This window comes from Flavobacterium frigidimaris (genome assembly GCF_002217275.1).
GTDB lineage: Bacteria > Bacteroidota > Bacteroidia > Flavobacteriales > Flavobacteriaceae > Flavobacterium > Flavobacterium aquidurense.
Map to the genome: position 1 here is coordinate 38,609 of NZ_MUGV01000017.1, position 20,500 is coordinate 59,108.

Consider the following 20,500-nt stretch of genomic DNA (forward strand, 5'->3'; position numbering starts at 1 on the left):
CATGAGTTCTACAGATTGGAAAATAGATCGAATTGAAAATGTTACTGCTGAAGAATTTTTCACGCTAGTCAATAAAAATAAAAATCACATTCAAAAAACTTTTCCGGTAACGCTGGCCAATTCTGATTCTTTAAAGAAAGCAGAAGGTTTCATGGCCGTAAATCTTGAAAAAGAAAAAAACAATGAAGGCTTTTATTTTTTCGCAAGAGATACCAAAACCAATAACTTAATTGGTTATTTATGCGTCAAAACTATAGATTACCGAATTTCAAAATGTGAATTAGGTTATTTTACCGATGAAGATTTTCAGGGGAAAGGAATCACATCAAAAATGGTTTCAGCTGCACTTGACTTTTCTTTCAATGAATTGAAAATGAATAAAGTTTTCATCTGTACATCAGAAATTAACTTTGCAAGTCAGCGCGTTGCATTAAAACACAATTTCAAACAAGAAGGAATTTTACGAGACGAATTTAGAAATGGTGATGGCGAATTACAGAACACTGTTTATTTCGGATTGCTTAAATCAGAATACAATACTCATGAAAGATAAATTTTACGCATACATACAAAATCTACAAGATCAAATTTGTGCCGGTTTAGAAGCTGTTGACGGAACGGCAAAATTCCGTGAAGATCTTTGGAAACGCCCGGAAGGCGGTGGCGGAAGAACACGCGTTATTGAAAACGGTGCGGTTTTCGAAAAAGGTGGTGTAAACATTTCAGCCGTTCACGGGAAATTGCCTGAAGCGATGCAGAAAATGTTTGGCGTAGGCGAAGCTGATTTTTTTGCCTGCGGATTAAGTTTGGTTTTACATCCAAAAAACCCAATGACACCAACCGTTCACGCAAACTGGCGTTATTTTGAAATGTACGATGAACATGGAAAAGTGATAGAACAATGGTTTGGCGGTGGACAGGATTTGACACCCTATTATTTGTTTGAAGAAGATGCAACTCACTTTCATCAAACGTGTAAAACGGCTTGCGACAAACACAATCCAGAGTTTTATCCAAGATATAAAAAACAATGTGACACTTATTTTTGGAATGCTCACCGAAACGAAGCCCGCGGAATTGGCGGTTTGTTCTTTGATTATTGCAAAGCAAATGAGTCCATGTCGATGGAAGATTGGTTCAATTTTGTTTCTGAAGTTGGGAATAGTTTCTTAGAAGCCTATGTTCCGATTGTGGAGAAAAGAAAGAATTTAGCCTATACTACGGAAAACAGAAATTGGCAGGAAATCCGTCGTGGCCGTTATGTGGAGTTCAATTTGGTTCATGACAAAGGCACTTTATTCGGTTTAAGGACCAACGGAAGAATTGAAAGTATTTTGATGAGTTTGCCTCCGCATGTACAATGGGTTTACGATCATCATGCAGAAGTAGGAAGTGAAGAAGAGAAATTGGTAAATGTCTTGGAAAATCCTCGTGAATGGATCTCATAAATTGAACCCAATATTCATTTAACTTCTTTGTAATCAAAAATTTAAATTGTAATTTACTCTAAAATCTTCAATCTAAAATCTAAAATATTATGGAAAGAGAAATGAACATTGCACAATTAGATCGCATGCATTCCGGTCAAGGATTTATTGCCGCCTTAGACCAAAGTGGCGGAAGTACACCAAAAGCCCTGGCTCAATACGGCGTACAAGAAAGCAGTTTTACGAATGATGAAGAAATGTACGCGCTGGTACATGAAATGAGAACCCGAATAATCAAAAGCCCTGCCTTTGAAAGCGACTATATTCTGGGAGCTATTTTGTTTGAAAACACTATGGATCGCAAAATCGACGGACAATGGACTGCTGATTATTTATGGGAAAAGAAAAACATCGTTCCGTTTTTAAAAGTCGATAAAGGATTGGCTGATCTTGCCAATGGTGTTCAATTGATGAAGCCTATCTCTAATTTAGATGAATTACTAGATAGAGCTGTAGAAAAAAACGTTTTTGGAACTAAAATGCGTTCGGTTATCAAAGAAGCAAATGCAGAAGGAATTCGTGAAGTCGTAGAACAGCAATTTAAAGTTGGTTTACAAATCTTCGAAAAAGGACTTGTGCCAATTATTGAACCGGAAGTTGATATTTACAGTGCTGACAAAGAAAAATCAGAAGTAATTCTTAAAGAAGAAATTAAGAAACAGCTTAATTTATTAGATAAAGAGGTAAAAGTGATGCTGAAATTATCTATTCCGACAGTGAATGACTTTTACAAAGAACTAATGTCAGATCCACATGTTGTGCGCGTTGTCGCATTGTCCGGAGGATATTCAGAAGAAGAAGCCAATGCTAAATTGTCACAAAACCACGGATTGATTGCCAGTTTTTCAAGAGCACTTTCTGAAGGTCTTTCTGCTGGTCAGTCTGATGATGAATTTAACCAAAAGCTTGATAAAACCATAAAAGCGATTTATACCGCTTCAATTACATAAAAATATTAGAATAACTTCAGGATAAAACCTGAAACATGAAACTTTAAACAAAAAAATATGTTCCCATTACAAAGAGGCAGAAGACTACGAGTAAATGAATCTATCCGTAGTTTAGTTCGCGAAACAACATTGAGTCCAACTGATTTTATGTTTCCTATGTTTATTGCAGAAGGCGAAAATTATAAAGTTGAAATTCCATCCATGCCGGGAATTTTCCGTCGTTCGATTGACTTAACCGTTGAAGAAGTAAAAGAAATTTTTGCTTTAGGAATTCGCGCTGTCAACATTTATGTAAAAGTAGACGAATCATTAAAAGACAATACCGGACAAGAAGCCTGGAATCCAAATGGATTAATGCAAAACGCCATTAAAGCTATCAAAGCAGCTTGCCCTGAAATGGTTGTAATGCCGGATGTGGCTCTTGATCCTTATTCAATTTATGGTCATGACGGAATAATCGAAAATGGCGATGTTGCCAATGATGCCACTAACGACGCATTAGTAAAAATGGCGGTTTCACACGCACAGGCCGGAGCCGATTTTGTAGCGCCTAGCGACATGATGGATGGACGTATTTTGCGTTTACGCCAGGGATTGGATGCTGCAGGTTTTCATAATGTGGGAATTATGAGTTATTCTGCCAAATATGCCTCTGCCTTTTATGGTCCGTTTCGTGATGCTTTGGACAGTGCTCCAAGAGAAGCCGATGTAGTTGTTCCAAAAGACAAGAAAACATACCAAATGGATTATGCCAATCGTATTGAAGCGATCAGAGAAACCCTTATGGATGTTGAAGAAGGTGCCGATATGGTAATGGTAAAACCAGGAATTGCTTATTTGGATATTGTACGCGAAGTAAAAAATGCTGTAAATGTTCCGGTAACTGTTTTTCATGTTTCTGGAGAATATGCCATGATTAAGGCTGCTGCCGAAAGAGGCTGGCTGGATAATGATAAAATCATGATGGAGCAATTAATGTGCATTAAAAGAGCGGGAGCAAGTTTGATTTCGACTTATTTCGCTAAAGAAGCTGCAATACTATTAAAGAAATAAAAGCATGAAAAAAATATTATTCTTAGCTGCCGTTTTAGCATTTGCTTCTTGTAAAAAAGAGCAGGAACCTTTTGGAAAAGCAACTGAAAGTACAACAGAATCTTATTCGGAAGGAGAATCGGCGGAAGCCAAAACACCGGAGGCTTTAGGACAATCCATATTTGAAGGAAAAGGGAATTGTGTTTCCTGCCATCAGGTGGATCAAAAAATCATTGGTCCGAGTATTGAGGAAATCGGGAAAACGTACAAAGACAAAAAAGGTGATATTGTTACTTTCCTTAAGGGAAATGCAGATCCAATTGTTGATCCGAGTCAGTTCTCCGTTATGAAAACTAATTTTCCGGTAACTCAGGCAATGTCTGATGAAGAATTAAAAGCAATTGAAGCCTATATCTATAGCAATTCGAAATAAGCTCTTAAAATCATCTTTCTCAATTTCGTGCTGACATACTGTTGTCGCACAGTCATCGTAAATTTGAAATCAAACAAAATAATTTAACTAAAATGGATATTAAAAAATTTAGTGTTATTGGGATTTCAATACGGACGACTAATGAAAAGGATCAATCTGGGCAAGACATTCCGGCTCTTTGGAACGAATTTATGATGGAAGGAATTGCTGAAAAAATTCCGAATAAAATTGACAATGCTCTGTATTGTGTTTATACCGAATACGAAAAAGATCACACAAAACCTTATACAACCATTTTAGGATGTCGGGTAAGTTCTTTAGATTTTATTCCCGAAGGAATGATTGGTAAAACTATTGAAAAAGCAACTTATGAAAAGTTCACCGCAAAAGGGAATCTTCATGAAAACATTGTTTTTAACGAATGGATGAAGATTTGGAGTTCTGATTTAGACCGAAGTTTTACATCCGATTTTGAAATTTACGGAGAGAAAGCTCAAAATCCTGAAAATGCCGAAGTCGATATTTTTATTGCGATTAACTAGATAAAACAAAAACGGCGCTAAATAATTAGCGCCGTTTTTTTTATGTCTATAAATATTACCAGATTTTAACTCTTTTCGCTGGTTCTACATACATTTTGTCTCCTGGTTTAATTCCGAAAGCCTGGTAGAAACTATCCAAATTCTGAATAGGCACAACCGCTCTGTACATTCCCGGAGAGTGTGGATCTGTTTTAACCTGGCTTTTAATAGCCTCATCTCTTGATTTTGTTCTCCAAACTGTAGCCCATGAAATAAAGAAACGTTGCTCTGGAGTAAATCCGTCAATTAAGCCTGGATTTCCATTTGCTTTCAAATACAATTGCAAACCATCATAAGCTGCGTTTGTACCCCCTAAGTCACCAATGTTTTCTCCTAAAGTAAATTTACCATCTACGTGAATTCCTGGTAGTGGCTCTAGTGCACTATATTGTGCAGCAAGTTCTCCACCAAGAACTGTAAATTGTTTTAAATCATCGGCAGTCCACCAGTCTACTAAATTTCCGTCTGCATTATAACGTGCACCTGAATCATCAAAACCGTGAGAGATTTCGTGTCCAATTACAGCTCCAATTCCACCATAATTAACAGCTTCGTCAGCCTGGTAATTGTAAAAAGGAGGTTGTAAAATCGCTGCAGGGAAAACAATCTCATTATAAGATGGATTGAAGTAAGCGTTTACTGTTTGTGGTGACATTCCCCACTCTGTTTTATCAACTGGTTTACCTAATTTAGCAAGGTTATCTGCGTAAGACCATTTTGATAAACTTCTCATATTGTCAAAATAAGTTCCGCCTTCGCTAACGTTTTTAAGTTCTAAAGCTGAATAATCTTTCCATTTATCAGGATATCCAATTTTAACCGTTAGTTTGTTCAATTTCTCAATAGCTTTTGTCTTAGTTTCAGCTGACATCCAAGGTAAAGCGTTGATTCTATTTCTGTATGCCTGCATTACATTTGCAATCATATCTTTAGCTTTGGCTTTAGCTTCAGCAGGGAACAATTTCTCTACGTAAAGTTTTCCTAAAGCTTCACCTGTTGCTCCGTTGATTACTTGTAAAGCAACTTCCTCGCGCGGACGTTGTTTTAAAGCTCCTGTTAATGTTTTTCCGTAGAAATCAAAATTAGCATTTTCGATATCTGTAGATAACGTTGATGCAGCTCTGTTTAGTAAAGACCATTTTAAATACTCTTTCCATGCTTCTACTTTCTTTTCAGTAAAAGTTTTTTCCAAAGCAATCATATAACGAGGCTGAGCCACATTCACAGAATCCAATTTTGTCATTCCAATTCCGGCAAAATATTTATCCCACTGAATTGAAGGTGTGTTCTTTTTCAAATCGGCAACGGCAGTTGGATTGTATTGTTTTCTACGATCTCTTCGTTCAACACGATCTAATCTTGGTGCAGACATTTCAACTTCTAAAGCTAAAATTTGTTTTGCACTTTCTTTTGCTTTTGCAGGAGATTCTCCAAGAAACTGCATCATTCTAGCAAGGTGAACTTCGTATTTCTCACGTTTTTCTTTAGAGTCTTTGTCGTCTGCATTGTAATAATCTTTATCAGATAAACCTAAACCTCCAGGACCTAAGTTCACAGAGTTTTTGTTACTGTTTTTAGCATCTGCTCCAACATAAACGCCAAAGAAACCAGCACCGCCCTGAGGTTGCATTTCAGTAAGGTAGCTTTGCAAATCGGCTACATTTTTAATGCCGTCAATTTTCTTTAGGTAAGGTTTTAGCGGCTCGATACCTCTTTTATTTCTTCCAACAGTATCCATGATCGTGTTGAATAAAGCGATTGCTTTACCCTGATCTGTATTTGATTTGTACTTTGGATCTTTTGATGCTTCTTTTAATATTGCAAGAGCATCGTTATCTGTCTTCTGACGTAATTCATTAAAACTTCCCCATGAATTTCTATCACTTGGAATTTCAGTTTTGTCTAACCAGGTTCCGTTTACGTAACGAAAAAAGTCCTCACCCGGACTTACTTTAGTATCCATATTAGCAATATTGATACCTGGTTCTTTTGGTTTTGCATTTTGAGCCTGAACTGCAGTAAAAGTGAACATTGCAGAAACAACACAAAACATAGGTTTAGTAAGCTGTTTAATCATTTTTCTTTATAGTTTTAGTATATACACAAACATATTGTTATTATTTTGATTACTATGTTAAAATTTACCAATAAATTACTTTCAGGATTTACATTCAATTTTCGAATAGATTTGAACTAAAAGTTTCATGAATATTATGTGCGGTTTTTCGGAAATATTTGGAATTGTTTTTGGAATATTTGTCGAAAGAAAAATATAAAAGTGAGAGCAAAAATTCAGAATGCCTTTTCAGGAAAAATTGAAGTGATAGGATTTCCAATTTTGGCTTTATGCTGGGTAAGTTTTTTTTGGGGAACCACCTGGCTGGCTTCAAAAGAAGCCGTTAGACATATGCCCGGACTTCAGGTAGCCACTATTCGTCAGTTTTTGGGTGGCTTGCTTTATGTTGGTTATTTTTTAATTAAAAAAGAGCCTTGGCCAAAAGGGAAACAATGGAAAACAATTGTGATTTTAGCTGTTTTGAATTTTGCTTTAAGCAACGGCTTAAGTACCTGGGGAGTAAAATTTATCAGCAGCGGACTGGGAGCAATCATTAGTGCACTCTTCCCTATTTGGATTATTATTATCAATTTTTTTAATGGTATAAAAATCGCCAGAGTCGCTTTATTGGGAATCCTGATTAGTTTTGGCGGAATCTGCATTATTTTCTTCGATTATCTATCTGATTTTTTAAATCCTGACTTTCAATTCGGCATCATTTTAATGGTCGCTTCTACTATAACCTGGGCTTTCGGAATTTTGGAAACCAAGAAAAAAGCCTCAAGCTTTAATCCGTATTTTAGTTTAGGATTACAGATGTTAATTTCGAGTGTGCTTTTATTTGGAATTACAGAAGCTGCAGGAACCAATATTCCTTTGAGTGAAATCTCGTTAAATTCCTGGGGAGCAATTGCCTATTTAATCATTATCGGTTCAGTCTTAACTTTTATCGCTTTTATTTATACGTTACAACATCTTCCAACAGAAATCAGCAGCATTTATGTTTATATAAATCCGATTGTGGCAATGGTTTTAGGATCATTCATTTTTGGTGAAACGCTTACGCAGGCAATTGCAATTGGCGCAGCCGTAACTTTGCTTGGATTGTATCTGGTAAACAAATCGATTAAAAAGACTAAAAATTAAATTTCACCGCCACCAATTCACGAATTAAAATGATAATAATTCGTGAATTGCTTCGCCCCTTTGCTATCACTCGGGTCGTGGCGGTTAAAACCTTTATATCCTGTTAAAAGAAATACAGAATTAGCTTTTTAAAAACTCCTTTTCGTATTTTTGCGCCAAATTTTGTTTATGAAATCTTTACTATACAAATACCGCAAATTTTTTATTGTTTTAATTGTGTTTTCGGTAGTTACTATATCCCTTTTTTATTCGGCTTTAAAGCCACAAAAAACATTACCTATTTACAATCCGGCTGACGTAAATCCTGAATTGGTTGACAGTACGATTCAATACAAAAGTAAATACCACACCATTGCTGACTTTTCTTTTGTAAATCAGAATGGCGATACGATTACTCAAAAAAACTATGAAGGAAAAATTTATGTAGCCGACTTTTTCTTCACCACTTGTGGATCAATTTGTCCAAAAATGACGACTAATCTTGAAGATGTTCAAAAGGCAGTTTTAAACAATCCGAAAGTAATGTTACTATCTCACACTGTTTTTCCTGAAGTTGACAGTATTCCGGTTCTAAAAGCTTACGCTATAAAACATCATGTTGTGGACAGCAAGTGGAATTTGGTTACCGGCGATAAAAAAGAGATTTACACCATGGCCAGAAAATCATACTTAGCCGTTAAATTAGGTCGTCCTGATCAATTGTACGACATGGTTCATACGGAGAATTTTGTTTTGGTGGATCAAAAACGTCGTGTTCGCGGATTTTATGACGGAACAAACAAAGAAGAAATCAAACGACTTATAGAAGACATCAATTTCTTATCGCAAGAGTAAAATTTGGCTTATTTAAGTAAATTTTGGGAGAATCAAAGCGGTTAATTGCCTTGAAATAAAGAATTATTACCTATTTTTGCAATCTAAATTCAATCTAAATAAGCTTGCAAAATACAATTCATACCCTGAAAAAAGGCGAAAAAGCCATTATCAAAGATTTTGATATCGATCTTATTCCTCTAAAGTTATTAGAAATGGGTTGTTTGCCGGGCAGCTTGGTCGAATTACTTCAAATTGCTCCTTTTGGAGATCCTTTATATTTAGACATTAATGGCTCCCATGTGGCGATTCGTATAGAAACTGCTCGTGAAATTGAAGTTGAACTTATCAAAACCAATTTGTAATGAGCATTCAAAATATAAATGTTGCCCTTATCGGGAATCCTAATACAGGAAAAACTTCCGTCTTTAATCAGCTTACGGGTTTAAATCAGCAAGTTGGGAATTATCCCGGAATTACGGTTGAGAAAAAAATTGGTTTCTGTAAACTTCCTCATAACATTAAAGCTAACATTCTTGATTTACCGGGAACGTACAGTTTGAATGCCAGTTCAATGGACGAAAGTGTGGTTATTGAACTTTTGCTTAATAAAAACGACAAATTATATCCCGATGTTGCGGTAGTGGTAACGGATGTTGAAAATCTGAAACGAAATCTACTAATTTACACACAAATAAAAGACCTTGAAATTCCGACGATTTTAGTCATTAATATGTCTGATCGTATGGAAAGTAAAGGAATCACACTTAATATTCCGTATTTAGAAGAAAAACTAAAAACCAAAATTGCTTTAGTAAGTTCTCGTAAAGGTCATGGAATAGAGGAACTAAAAGAGCTAATCGTTTCATACAAAACGATTCCGCATGAACCTTGTTTAAATGCTTCTGTAATTGATGCTGAATATTTTGCAAAACTGCAACATGCTTTTCCGAATCAACTTTTATACAAATTGTGGCTGGTTATTACGCAGGATGTAAATTTTTTGAATCTTGAGCGTAATGAAATCCGAAGCACTTTTACCAAATCACATTCAGAATTAAAGCGCTTACAGCAAAAAGAAACCATCAAAAGATATCAATTTATCAATGATGTTTTGAAAGAAGGTTTACAGGTTGACGAATCGATGGCAAAAGACATTCGAGCCAAACTTGATCGTGTGTTAACACACAAGTTTTGGGGTTATGTCATTTTCTTAGCCATTTTATTTGTTATTTTCCAATCGATTTTTAGTTGGTCAACAATCCCTATGGATTTCATCGACAGCACATTTGCTTCATTGAGCAGCTGGGCAGCATCCGAATTGCCAAGCGGTATTTTAACCGATTTGCTTTCGCAGGGGATTATTCCCGGAATTGGCGGGATTTTGATTTTCATTCCACAAATTGCCTTTTTGTTTCTATTTATTTCCATTTTGGAAGAAAGCGGATATATGAGCCGGGTTGTATTTTTGATGGATAAAATCATGCGCAAATTCGGGCTTTCCGGAAAAAGTGTTGTGCCTTTAATTTCAGGAACAGCCTGTGCTATTCCGGCCATTATGGCAACCCGAAATATTGAAAACTGGAAAGAACGCTTAATTACTATTTTAGTAACGCCTTTTACGACTTGTTCTGCAAGGCTACCGGTTTATACGATTATTATTTCGTTGGTAATTCCGGATCAGCGTGTTTTGGGAATTCTAAATTTACAGGGATTATCGCTCATGTTGCTTTATTTGCTAGGATTTGGAACCGCCATTTTATCTGCTTATATCTTAAATAAAATTCTGAAATTCAATTCTAAAACCTATTTCGTAGTCGAAATGCCGAGCTACAAAATGCCGCTTTTAAAGAATGTCGGAATTAATGTTGTAGAGAAAACCAAAGCATTTGTCGTTGGTGCGGGTAAAATTATCTTAGCAATATCTGTGATTTTATGGTTTTTAGCTTCGTTTGGACCGGGAAGAGATTTTAATGAAGCCGAAACTATCGTAAAAGAACGATTTGCCAATACAACTTTAAACGAAGTTCAGTTTGAAAACGAAGTCGCTTCTCAAAAATTAGAGAACTCTTATATCGGGATTATGGGTAAAGCCATCGAACCTGCCATTTCTCCGCTTGGTTACGATTGGAAAATCGGAATTGCAATAATCAGTTCGTTTGCCGCGCGTGAGGTTTTTGTTGGAACTTTAGCTACGATTTATAGCGTTGGTGACAGTGATAATGAAGCAACCATTAAAAGCAAAATGCAAAAAGAAGTAAATCCGGAAACGGGTGAGAAAATTTTTAATTTTGCTTCTGGAATTTCGCTATTACTATTTTACGCCTTCGCAATGCAATGCGCCAGTACACTAGCGATTACCAAAAAAGAAACCAATTCGTGGAAATGGCCGGCAATGCAATTGTTCTTAATGAGCGGTTTAGCTTATTTTGTTGCATTGTTTGCTTATCAACTTTTAAAATAAACGGCCATGATACAAGAAATTATTGCCTTTGGAATATTACTTATTGCGGTTGCTTTTTTGATCAAAAAGTTCTTTTGGAAATCGAAAAAGAAAAAGGATTGCGGCGATGGGAATTGTGGGTGTTCGTAGAGGAAAGGTGCTGAGGTACTGAGGTTCTAAGGTGCTAAGTTTTTGGAGACAATTTCACAGAGATACACAGGGTAAAAAAAGCTAGAGCTTCACGAAGATTTAAATTTCTTTGTGAAGCTTTGTGTTTTCCTGGCGAATCTCTGCGGAATAAAAATCTATAGAAAAGCAATTTCACAGAGATACACAGAGAGAAAAAGCGCAAAGCTTCACAGAGATTTAAATTTCTTTGTGAAGCTTTGTGCTTTCTTGGCGAATCTCTGCGGAATAAAAATCTATAGAAAAGTAATTTCACAGAAATACACAGAGTAAAAAACACAAAGCTTCACAGAGATTTACATTTTCTTTGTGAAGCTTTGTGTTTCTTGGCGAATCTCTGTGGAATAAATACTTAATAATCGGGTCCAGCTTTTATTCGAAACTGAAAACTGTCACTGAGACTGAAAACTATTTAACTCCCTCCCACTCTGCATAAAACTGCGCCAGAAACGTTTCCATAAATTTATGTCTTTCAGCAGCAATTTGTTTTCCCGTTTCCGTATTCATTTTATCTTTTAAGAGTAACAGCTTTTCGTAGAAGTGATTTATTGTTGGTGCATTATTCTTTTTATATTCTTCTTTGCTCATATTTGTTATAGGCGCAATTTCAGGGTCATGTAAGGCACGATTTTTAAATCCGCCATAATTGAACGCTCTTGCTACTCCAATTGCTCCTATCGCGTCTAAACGATCCGCATCCTGAACGATATCCAATTCTATAGAAGAGAAGTTCTTTTCGAAATTTCCGCCTTTATAAGAGATGTTTTCGATGATGCTTACCACATGCTGAATGGTATCTTCAGAAACATTCTCTGATTCCAAAAATAATCTTGCCGTTTTTGGCCCGATGGTTTCATCTCCATTATGAAATTTACTGTCTGCAATATCGTGAAGTAAAGCACCAAGTTGCACCACAACCAAATCGCAATCAGTATCTTTTGCAATTAATAGAGCATTTTTATAAACACGTTCGATATGAAACCAATCGTGTCCGCCTTCGGCATCGTTTAGTTTTTCTTTTACGAATGCAATTGTTGTATTTATTAATTCTGAATTATTCATAGTTGTATTTGTATTGAGAATAGCACGCGGATTGAACGGATTAACAGTGATCTTTTTCTATTTTAAATAAAAATGTTGATTGTCAAAGCTTAACACTTCAACAATCAACAATATTTTCAATATCAATATGAATTGCAAAAATCAATTTTAAAATCGTTACAACGATCTAAAATCTAAAATCTGCAATCTAAAATTTTTAAAGTCTTGCAGGTTCAACCCATTTAAAAATGTGAGATTCCTGAGGAATTACTAATCTTTCAGAGATTCTTGCCATTCGAGCTGGTAATTTCATTAAGTAGTCACGTGCTTTTTCTGCTTCATCTGTCAAATTAGAAACTTTGTCAATTTCCCATTTGTCAATTAATTTCTGCATGATATCTACATAATCATTTGCAGTGTAAACACCGATACGTTGTGCAGAGTCAGAGAATTGTTCGAAAGCAGAGCTGATCTTTTGACCAGATTCTCTTAAGAAATGAGCCGGCATCACGATTTTTTGTTTCATCATGTATTGAAACGCCAACATCATCTCGCTTGGATCAACGGCAAAAATACGTGTAACAAATTCGCTATAAGCGTGGTGATGACGCATTTCGTCACCTGCAATCATTTTACACATTTTAGACAACTTGTTATCGCCAAATTTCTTAGCCATTTGAGCTACTCTATTGTGCGAAACATACGTTGCTAATTCCTGGAAACTAGTGTATACAAAGTTTTTGTATGGGTCAGATCCAGTTCCAATATCAAAACCGTCGTTGATTAAATGCTGTGTTGTCATTTCGATTTCACGCATATTAACACGACCAGACAAATACAAGTATTTATTTAGTAAATCACCGTGGCGGTTTTCTTCTCCAGTCCATTGACGAATCCATTTAGACCAACCGTTTCCACCATTTTCTATCTGATTTATTCCTTCAACGTCCATCAACCATGATTCGTAAGTTGGTAAAGCTTCTTCAGTGATGGTATCACCAACAAGCGTTACCCAAAAATCGTATGGTAATTCTTTAGCAATTTCACGCAGTTCTCTTACCTCTTCAAAAAAGTTATCACCTTCAGAATTAGGCAAAAAATCTGACGGTTGCCAAATCTTTTCTACTGGAATTAAATACTGTTCTACGAAGCTATCCACGTTTTTTTCCAAAAACTGCATTACTTCTAATCTAATGTTTTTTATAGACATTACTTATTTAAGATTGCGATTTGTGTTTCCGTTTTATTTCTGAAAACAAAAATCTATTTATACTCGTTTACTCCTTCAACAACTGCCTTTTCTGTCAACCTCATTAACTCGGCAAAATCATAATCTTTTACAGCCATTGCTTTATGTGCGGTAAAGGTAAGGTGATTTCCTAAACCAACCGGGAAAAACCCGTATTTCACCATTTTCCATGAATTGTTGATGCTTACTGGCACTACATATGCTGATGGCGCATATTTACAAAGAATTTTCAAACCGCTTTGGGCAAATTCTTTTGGTTTACCCGTTTTACTTCTTGTGCCTTCGGGAAAAATTACTGCAGATCTTTTATTCTTTTCAATATATTCAGACAAGCCTTTGATTACCGGAATCGCTTGTTTAGGATCTTTACGGTCAATTAGTACTGATCCTCCGTGGCGCAAATTAAAAGACACACTCGGGATTCCGCTACCTAACTCCTTCTTACTTACAAATTTACAATGAAATCTTCTAAAGTACCAAATCATTGCTACGATATCGTACATGCTTTGGTGATTCGACACGAAAATCAAAGGAACTCCCGTGGGAATTGTCTCTCTATTTTCGATTGTATATCGTGTTCCTACAAGATTTGTACATCTTAAAAGGAAAAAATTCAAATAATCAACACTAATTTTATGAGCCTGATAGCCAAAAACATTTAGGCAAATCCATTGTATCGGGTGAAAAACAACCAGACACAATCCAAAACATAAATAGTAAATTACGGATATGGGATACGAAATTATCTTTTGCATGCTTAAAAAAATTAATTGCCAAAAGTAATAAATAAATTTTTAGCGGTATAAAAATTATACAAGTATCAGCATAACTGTAATTAAAAGAAAAAATGCTTTGAAAATTAAACCAATTTGTACGAAATGTATTTTACATTAATAATTGGATTTTACGAATTTAAGCGCTCCAGGGCTATTATACATTATAAAAAAACGCCAATTCATTTCATAAAACCCATGAACCACTTTAAACCGAAAATAAAAAAATTACCTTTGTACCTGAAATTGCAAATTTTTTCTGAATTAAATGAACTTCACTTACCCTAAAAATGAACGCTTAAAGAGCAAAACGACAATTGGTTTACTGTTTTCTGAAGGAAAATCGGTTTCAAAATACCCGTTGCGTTTGGTTTACCGTCAGGCGGAAGCTAATTCAGAAGAAAAAATTAAAATGGGCGTTTCGGTTTCTAAGAAATATTTCAAGAGAGCCGTTGACCGTAATTACTTCAAAAGAGTGTTACGTGAAACTTATCGATTAAACAAACATTTGCTTTTGGATAATCTGGAACAGCCTTATTCTCTGATGTTTTTTTATCAGACAAAAGACAAATTATCTTACGCAGAAATCAATACTAAGACCATTCAGTTGTTTGAGAAATTTGTACAACAAATAAACAAAACGACAGATTCTGAAACTAAAACAGAAATCTAAATCTCAAAACATAACTTTGTTTGTCAAATTAGAGAAAAAATTATAAAAAAATTGTAGTTTTAGCTCTAAATTGGAACTTTATGAGATATATTTTCTGTTTTTTCTGTTTTGTTTTAATTCTTTCCGGTTGTAATAAATCGTACGAACCCGAAGAGAATATCGTGGCAGTTCAAACAGTAAAACTTCCGCCTAAAAACGAGTCAGCTGCATACGACAAAAGTCCAGATCCGGCAGCTCCACCTGTGATAAAAGAAAAAATAGAACAAAAAATCATAAAAGAAGCTACTTTAAGATTTGAAACTGATAATATTGAAACCGCTTTCAATCGAATTCAAAATGCAGCGACTACCAATAAAGCAAGAATAATAAACGATTCTGAAGGAAAAGATTTTGCAACTGTTTTTAGAAATCTTACGATAAAAGTTCCAAGTCAGAATTTTGATCGTTTTATTAGTGATATTTCTAAAGGGGTTTCTTATTTTGAAGTTAAAAGTATATCTGCCGAAGATGTTACGGAACAATTTATTGACCTGACATCCAGATTAAAAACCAAGAAAAAACTCGAAGAACGTTATCTTGAAATCTTAAAAAAAGCAAATAAAGTAAGTGAGATTTTAGAGATTGAAGAACAAATTTCGACTATTCGAGAGGAAATCGACGCCAAAGAAGGCCAGTTAAAATATTTGGAAAGCCGCGTTTCTGAAAGCACGATTACTATTGAATTTTACAAAACAATTGCCGAAAAAGAAGGCGTTAAAATATCGTATGGCTCCAAACTGTGGACAGCAATTAAATCAGGGTTCTTTAGTTTATCTGATTTATTAATTTCATTATTAAGCGTTTGGCCGTTTATTATTCTATTTTGTTTATTAGCCTATTTTATTAGAAGAAGATTAAAAAGAAAAAAAGCATAAATCATGTATCCTTATCTCAAAAAGAAATTTGTTATACCAGCCGTTGCCGCAGGATTTTTATTTATTGGAACCAGTTTCAAAGATGATTTCTTTGAGATAGCCAAGCAAATCGAAATCTTCACGACTTTATTTAAAGCCGTCAATACCAACTATGTCGACGAAACTAATCCCGGTGATTTGATGGACAAAGCCATTAAAAGCATGTTAGGAAGTCTGGATCCGTACACAGTTTACTTTAACGAACAAGATGTTGTCAATTTTAAAATCAACAATACCGGAGAATATACCGGAATTGGTGCTTTGATCTCTAGAAAAAATGATCGTTTAATTGTTCGTGAACCTTACAAAAACTATCCTGCTGATAAAGCCGGATTAAAAGCAGGGGATGAAATTATTCAAATTGGTGATGTTTTGATTGCTGATTTTAAAGACGATGCATCGCAATTATTGAAAGGAACAAAGAACACCAAAATCCAGATCAAATACCTTCGTCAGGGAAAAACCAATACAACTGAATTGGTTTTGGACGAAGTTGATATTAAATCGGTACCGTTTTACGGGAAAATTGATGACAAAACAGGTTATATTGTTTTGGCACATTTTAGCAGAAAAGCTGCTGTTGAAGTTAAAGATGCTCTGGAGAAACTAAAAGCTGACGGAGCGACGCAAATTGTTTTAGATTTAAGAGGAAATCCTGGAGGCTTGTTGAATGAAGCAATTGATATCTGTAATTTATTTGTTCCGAAAAACGAAGTTATCGTAACAACAAAATCAAGAATTGAAAAACACAACAACACTTATAAAACAACTAAAGAGCCCGTTGATACACAGATTCCACTAGCAATCTTGGTGAACGGAAGAAGTGCTTCGGCATCAGAAATTGTATCTGGGGCTTTGCAAGATTTAGACCGTGCTGTTATTTTAGGAAGTCGCAGCTTTGGTAAAGGTTTGGTGCAACGTTCTGTCGATCTTACTTACGGAACTCAGCTAAAAGTTACTATTTCACGTTATTATACGCCGTCTGGCCGTTGCATACAGGCATTAGATTATGCGCACAAAGACAAAAATGGTGTTGCTCAAAAAACAGCTGCTAAAAACTTCAATGCTTTTAAAACCAGAAAAGGCCGAACAGTTTATGATGGCGGAGGTGTTTTGCCAGATATTGAACTAGACGAAACCAAAATGAGTCCGATTACAACTGCATTATTGAAAAACGATGGCATCTTCGATTATGCAACAACCTATTATTATAAAAACCCAAATTTAGGAGATAAAATTCCGGTATTGACAGATGCAGATTATACTAGTTTTAAACAATATTTAAAGGCTAATAAAATCAGTTTTGATACAGAAACAGAAGTTGCTTTAAGAAATACTTTGACTGCAGCCAAAACAGAAAAAATTGACGAAACAATCGCACCGGAATATCAGCAATTATTGGCAGCATTAGAAAGAAGTGAAACTACCTTACTGGATAAAAACCAAAAAGAAATTAAAGGTTTAATTCAGGAAGAACTTATAAAAAGATACCAATATCAGGAAGGTTTGTATCAATTTTATATTAAAAACAATTCAGAGATTAAAAAAGCGGTAAACGTTTTAAATAATCAAACCGAGTACAAGACGATTTTAAAAATTTAAAAAATAATGAATATTTGTAGAGCCCTATTTCTGTTTATTATTTACAATTTATCGGCGCAGCAAAAACCTATTGAAACCATTTATTTTGAGTTTGACAAATATGATCTCACTCCTAACCAAACCGAAATTGTAACTAATTTTATTAAAAGTATAGACACTTCGAAAGTTGAGTCGGTACAAATTTACGGCTACTGCGATGATCGCGGTAACGATGACTATAATTTTAGATTATCAAATAATCGTGCCAACACAATTCAGAACCTTTTAGTTTCGGCTGGCTTTAATCAAAGCAAAATTGTTATCTTAGAAGGAAAAGGCCGTGTTGTTGTAAAACCAGACACTGTCGAAAATCTTCATGAAACACGCTCTAAAAATCGGCGGGTTGATTTAATTGTTGTAAAGCGGAATAGTTTTGGAAAAGGCATTTATACCTCGTTTAAAGACAATTTAAAAGTTGGAGATAAAATATACTTAGACAACATCCTATTTGACATTGGAAGTTCAAAACTAACCGCTGCATCAAAAAAAGAATTGGATAAAATTGCCGTAAAACTTCAAACGGACAAAAAAATCCAATTTGAAATCAGAGGCCATGTTTGTTGCACTCCTGAAATATACAGTGACGGAATTGACAAAGACACCAAGGAAAGAAGACTTTCCTGGAACCGTGCCAAAACCGTTTTTAATTATTTGTCTACTAAAAAAGTATCCAAAAACAGAATGTCGTATTTGGGTTGTGGCAATAAATATCCGTTAGGACGAGGTGATGATTTTGATAGACGTGTGGAATTTTTGATAACTAAAATATAAATCTTATTTAAAAGTTGGTTCTGCTGGTTTGTTTGAAGCTGTATTATCAGATTCGAGAATTTCTTTTCCATCCAGAAATTTATTGATTACAGTATCATTTATCGTATAGGGCTTTCCAATCCACCTTACTATTCCTTTATCATCAATTAAAATGGTCTTTGGCAGAGAATAACCTCCAAAAGCATCATCAACTACAAAATCATTAAGGGCTTGTTTGGTCTGATCACTTACCACAATAGAATTAAACTTCACTCTTTCTAATGTTTTCTTCGTTTTCTCTGGAGATTCGTCCGTAATAGAAACAAAAACGAGCTCTTTTCTATCTTTAAATCTTTCCTGCATTTTGTTGAGATTGGGTACTTCCTCCAAACAAGTAGCACACCAAGTTGCCCAAAACTCTAATAAAATATACTTTTTTTCTATGCTTTTATCTTCAGGAGCATTATGAAGGTAATCTGTGATATTTAGTTTTGGCGCTTTTCCACCTACTTTTAATTTGTTTTGACTAAAAACCTGATTTGATAAAATTAAAACGAAAATAAACACGAGAAGATTTTTCATATGATGTTTTTTTCTTCTAAAATAAGCAAAATTGTAATTCAAAACTGATAAAATCAAAAAGTTCTTATCTGCAATAAAGCAAATAAACATCTGATTACTAATAATATCAAATAAAAAATAATATTTTAAATCTATTTTTGATGTGTTTTTGTAAAGGAAATATGTTTCATCTTTGTTGCTCTCGATTGCGTCCAAATACTCTTTTTCCTTAACCAATCTCTATTATTGAATTCCTTTTATTTCTTTTTTCTAATACTTACTATTAAAAAAAACCTTTCAGTATTATCCTAAATAGTTTCTCTGATTATGAAATTCTAAAGAAATTACTTAAAGTTAAGCTTCAAATAAAGTTGCTATTTTTCTATTTTAAAGCTAATTATATAAAAAAACATTATAATTATTTTTTATCGCAACACTGTCTTGTTAAAGTAAAATCTATTTTAAATTATTCTCCACGAATCATCTCAATATGCGGAATATCATCTTCTAAATACATTTCGCTTGTCTGAACAAATCCATGGCTTTCATAGAATTTTTTCAAATACAGTTGTGCACCAATTGTGATTTTATCCTTTCCGAAATTTGCTTTTATTCCGGCGATAGCTTCACGCATTAAATCATGTCCCCATTTTTTATCACGGTAATTGGCATCAACAACTACTCTTCCGATAGAAGCATTATCAAAACTAATTCCGGCATCGAATAAACGGGAGTATGCTACTATTTTTCCATCATATTCACCAATTAAGTGCAGCGCTTTCTTGTCTTTGCCATCAATATCCAAATAGACGCAATTTTGCTCCACTACAAAGATCTCGCTTCTCACTTTAAGCAAATCGTATAACTCATGAACCGTTAGTGTCTCAAACGGCTTTATTTTCCATTTTAATTCCATTGTGAACTATTTATTCTAATTTGAAGAGCAAAATTAAATTTAAAATATCACAATTACACTTACATTCAAAAAAAGAAATCCCGATTACGTAAGCAATCAGGATTTATATCTTTAATCTCTAGTTATAAATTAGGATTCTTATTTCCTTGTCATTGTAATTTCCATACTCTTATACTCTTCTCCATTTTTAGTATCATACATTTCCATTTTACGGGTATTTGCATCAACAAATGTATAAACTTCACGATACGGTGTTTTTTTACCATTTAGTGGGCTCACCATATCACCTTTTAAATCTAGTTTTTTGGTGGCTTCGTCGTATTTCCCAATCGCAACCATCATACCGGTGCCCATATTATCAATAAAGGTGGTGGTAAATTCTTTACTGGCATTATTATAAGCCAAAGTTGCTTTTCCTTCAAATGGCTGTCCCATCATAGTTCCCTTATAATCGGTTTCCTGATAACGTCCCCCATATATCATTTTAACATTTGCTGTAGAAGTGGCATTACTAGGTTTTCCATTTGGTTCTTCCCAAAAAGTCATATCGCATTTCCAGGTTCCGGTTTCATCAGCCATCATTTTATGTGCATTTCCTGGCGTAGCATATGCTGTCCATAATTTCATTTGCGTTGCAGAATCTAAAGGCTGCTCAGCAATTGGTTCTTCTGTTTTCACGCTATCCGTAACTGTAACGGCTTCCGTTTCTGGTTTTACTTCTTTTTTACAAGAAACAAAACACAGTACCAACATTGATAATCCTACATAAAAACTTTTCATAATATACTGATTTAATGTTTGTTAAAACAAAAGTAT

Annotated in this window: 22 protein-coding genes; 15 read left to right on the plus strand and 7 right to left on the minus strand. The window is 34.8% G+C overall.

Annotated features, from left to right (window positions below):
- Position 1: 1 nt before the first annotated feature.
- The 6 genes from B0A65_RS10310 (at position 2) to B0A65_RS10335 (ending at position 4,444) form a co-directional block, all read left to right on the plus strand.
- Complete coding sequence (locus B0A65_RS10310; protein ID WP_074660179.1) at positions 2-553, plus strand: GNAT family N-acetyltransferase; 552 nt, start codon at positions 2-4, stop codon at positions 551-553.
- Positions 543-1,448: an oxygen-dependent coproporphyrinogen oxidase gene (gene hemF, locus B0A65_RS10315; RefSeq protein WP_074660178.1), complete on the plus strand. Its 906-nt coding sequence runs from the start codon at positions 543-545 to the stop codon at positions 1,446-1,448. The genes B0A65_RS10310 and hemF overlap by 11 nt, the downstream gene beginning before the upstream one ends.
- 101 nt (positions 1,449-1,549) lie before the next feature.
- Complete coding sequence (locus tag B0A65_RS10320; protein WP_074660302.1) at positions 1,550-2,437, plus strand: fructose bisphosphate aldolase; 888 nt, start codon at positions 1,550-1,552, stop codon at positions 2,435-2,437.
- A gap of 57 nt (positions 2,438-2,494) precedes the next feature.
- A complete protein-coding gene (hemB, locus tag B0A65_RS10325) occupies positions 2,495-3,490 on the plus strand; it encodes a porphobilinogen synthase (protein WP_074660177.1) in 996 nt (331 codons plus the stop codon).
- Positions 3,491-3,494: 4 nt separating this feature from the next.
- Complete coding sequence (locus B0A65_RS10330; RefSeq protein ID WP_074660176.1) at positions 3,495-3,902, plus strand: c-type cytochrome; 408 nt, start codon at positions 3,495-3,497, stop codon at positions 3,900-3,902.
- Positions 3,903-3,994: 92 nt separating this feature from the next.
- Complete coding sequence (locus tag B0A65_RS10335) at positions 3,995-4,444, plus strand: GyrI-like domain-containing protein (protein ID WP_074660175.1); 450 nt, start codon at positions 3,995-3,997, stop codon at positions 4,442-4,444.
- Positions 4,445-4,499: 55 nt separating this feature from the next.
- On the opposite strand, the gene B0A65_RS10340 is transcribed toward B0A65_RS10335, so the two are convergent.
- Positions 4,500-6,560: a M13 family metallopeptidase gene (locus tag B0A65_RS10340; protein ID WP_074660174.1), complete on the minus strand. Its 2,061-nt coding sequence runs from the start codon at positions 6,558-6,560 to the stop codon at positions 4,500-4,502.
- A 201-nt stretch (positions 6,561-6,761) separates the two neighbouring features.
- On the opposite strand from B0A65_RS10340, the gene B0A65_RS10345 reads away from it, so the two are divergent.
- The 5 genes from B0A65_RS10345 to B0A65_RS10365 all read left to right on the plus strand — a co-directional run bounded on the left by B0A65_RS10345 (position 6,762) and on the right by B0A65_RS10365 (position 11,091).
- On the plus strand, positions 6,762-7,685 hold the full coding sequence (locus tag B0A65_RS10345; RefSeq protein ID WP_074660173.1) for a DMT family transporter: 924 nt from the start codon (positions 6,762-6,764) through the stop codon (positions 7,683-7,685).
- A 168-nt stretch (positions 7,686-7,853) separates the two neighbouring features.
- Positions 7,854-8,519 carry an SCO family protein gene (locus B0A65_RS10350; RefSeq protein WP_074660172.1) on the plus strand — a complete coding sequence of 222 codons (666 nt, stop codon included), beginning with the start codon at positions 7,854-7,856 and terminating at the stop codon, positions 8,517-8,519.
- Positions 8,520-8,623: 104 nt separating this feature from the next.
- Positions 8,624-8,863, plus strand: coding sequence for a FeoA family protein (locus B0A65_RS10355; protein WP_026982352.1), 240 nt, complete (start codon positions 8,624-8,626; stop codon positions 8,861-8,863).
- The gene (gene feoB / locus B0A65_RS10360; RefSeq protein ID WP_074660171.1) at positions 8,863-10,962 is read left to right on the plus strand and encodes a ferrous iron transport protein B; all 2,100 of its coding nucleotides are present in this window, start codon (positions 8,863-8,865) and stop codon (positions 10,960-10,962) included. The genes B0A65_RS10355 and feoB overlap by 1 nt, the downstream gene beginning before the upstream one ends.
- A 6-nt stretch (positions 10,963-10,968) precedes the next feature.
- A complete protein-coding gene (locus tag B0A65_RS10365) occupies positions 10,969-11,091 on the plus strand; it encodes a FeoB-associated Cys-rich membrane protein (RefSeq protein ID WP_072969975.1) in 123 nt (40 codons plus the stop codon).
- A 444-nt stretch (positions 11,092-11,535) separates the two neighbouring features.
- Here B0A65_RS10365 and B0A65_RS10370 read toward each other — a convergent pair whose 3' ends face one another.
- The 3 genes from B0A65_RS10370 to B0A65_RS10380 all read right to left on the minus strand — a co-directional run bounded on the left by B0A65_RS10370 (position 11,536) and on the right by B0A65_RS10380 (position 14,172).
- On the minus strand, positions 11,536-12,189 hold the full coding sequence (locus tag B0A65_RS10370) for an HD domain-containing protein (RefSeq protein ID WP_074660170.1): 654 nt from the start codon (positions 12,187-12,189) through the stop codon (positions 11,536-11,538).
- Positions 12,190-12,385: 196 nt separating this feature from the next.
- Entirely contained in the window at positions 12,386-13,378 is a 993-nt protein-coding gene (locus tag B0A65_RS10375) for an acyl-ACP desaturase (RefSeq protein ID WP_026982355.1), read from the minus strand.
- Positions 13,379-13,431: 53 nt separating this feature from the next.
- Entirely contained in the window at positions 13,432-14,172 is a 741-nt protein-coding gene (locus B0A65_RS10380) for a lysophospholipid acyltransferase family protein (protein ID WP_074660169.1), read from the minus strand.
- Positions 14,173-14,458: 286 nt separating this feature from the next.
- Here B0A65_RS10380 and rnpA point away from each other — a divergent pair, with 286 nt between their 5' ends.
- The 4 genes from rnpA (at position 14,459) to B0A65_RS10400 (ending at position 18,228) form a co-directional block, all read left to right on the plus strand.
- Positions 14,459-14,863: a ribonuclease P protein component gene (rnpA, locus tag B0A65_RS10385; RefSeq protein WP_074660168.1), complete on the plus strand. Its 405-nt coding sequence runs from the start codon at positions 14,459-14,461 to the stop codon at positions 14,861-14,863.
- An 80-nt stretch (positions 14,864-14,943) separates the two neighbouring features.
- The gene (locus tag B0A65_RS10390; protein ID WP_074660167.1) at positions 14,944-15,777 is read left to right on the plus strand and encodes a DUF4349 domain-containing protein; all 834 of its coding nucleotides are present in this window, start codon (positions 14,944-14,946) and stop codon (positions 15,775-15,777) included.
- Between the two features lie 3 nt (positions 15,778-15,780).
- A complete protein-coding gene (locus B0A65_RS10395; RefSeq protein WP_074660166.1) occupies positions 15,781-17,418 on the plus strand; it encodes a S41 family peptidase in 1,638 nt (545 codons plus the stop codon).
- Between the two features lie 6 nt (positions 17,419-17,424).
- The gene (locus tag B0A65_RS10400) at positions 17,425-18,228 is read left to right on the plus strand and encodes an OmpA family protein (RefSeq protein ID WP_074660165.1); all 804 of its coding nucleotides are present in this window, start codon (positions 17,425-17,427) and stop codon (positions 18,226-18,228) included.
- A gap of 3 nt (positions 18,229-18,231) precedes the next feature.
- On the opposite strand, the gene B0A65_RS10405 is transcribed toward B0A65_RS10400, so the two are convergent.
- From B0A65_RS10405 to B0A65_RS10415, 3 genes are all read right to left on the minus strand, one after another.
- Positions 18,232-18,789 (minus strand): TlpA family protein disulfide reductase, encoded by a 558-nt coding sequence (locus B0A65_RS10405; RefSeq protein ID WP_207556419.1) that lies wholly within the window; start codon positions 18,787-18,789, stop codon positions 18,232-18,234.
- 445 nt (positions 18,790-19,234) lie between these two features.
- Entirely contained in the window at positions 19,235-19,684 is a 450-nt protein-coding gene (locus B0A65_RS10410; RefSeq protein WP_074660163.1) for a GNAT family N-acetyltransferase, read from the minus strand.
- A gap of 138 nt (positions 19,685-19,822) precedes the next feature.
- Positions 19,823-20,464, minus strand: a complete 642-nt coding sequence (locus B0A65_RS10415) for a DUF1579 domain-containing protein (protein ID WP_074660162.1) — start codon at positions 20,462-20,464, stop codon at positions 19,823-19,825.
- Positions 20,465-20,500: the final 36 nt, after the last annotated feature.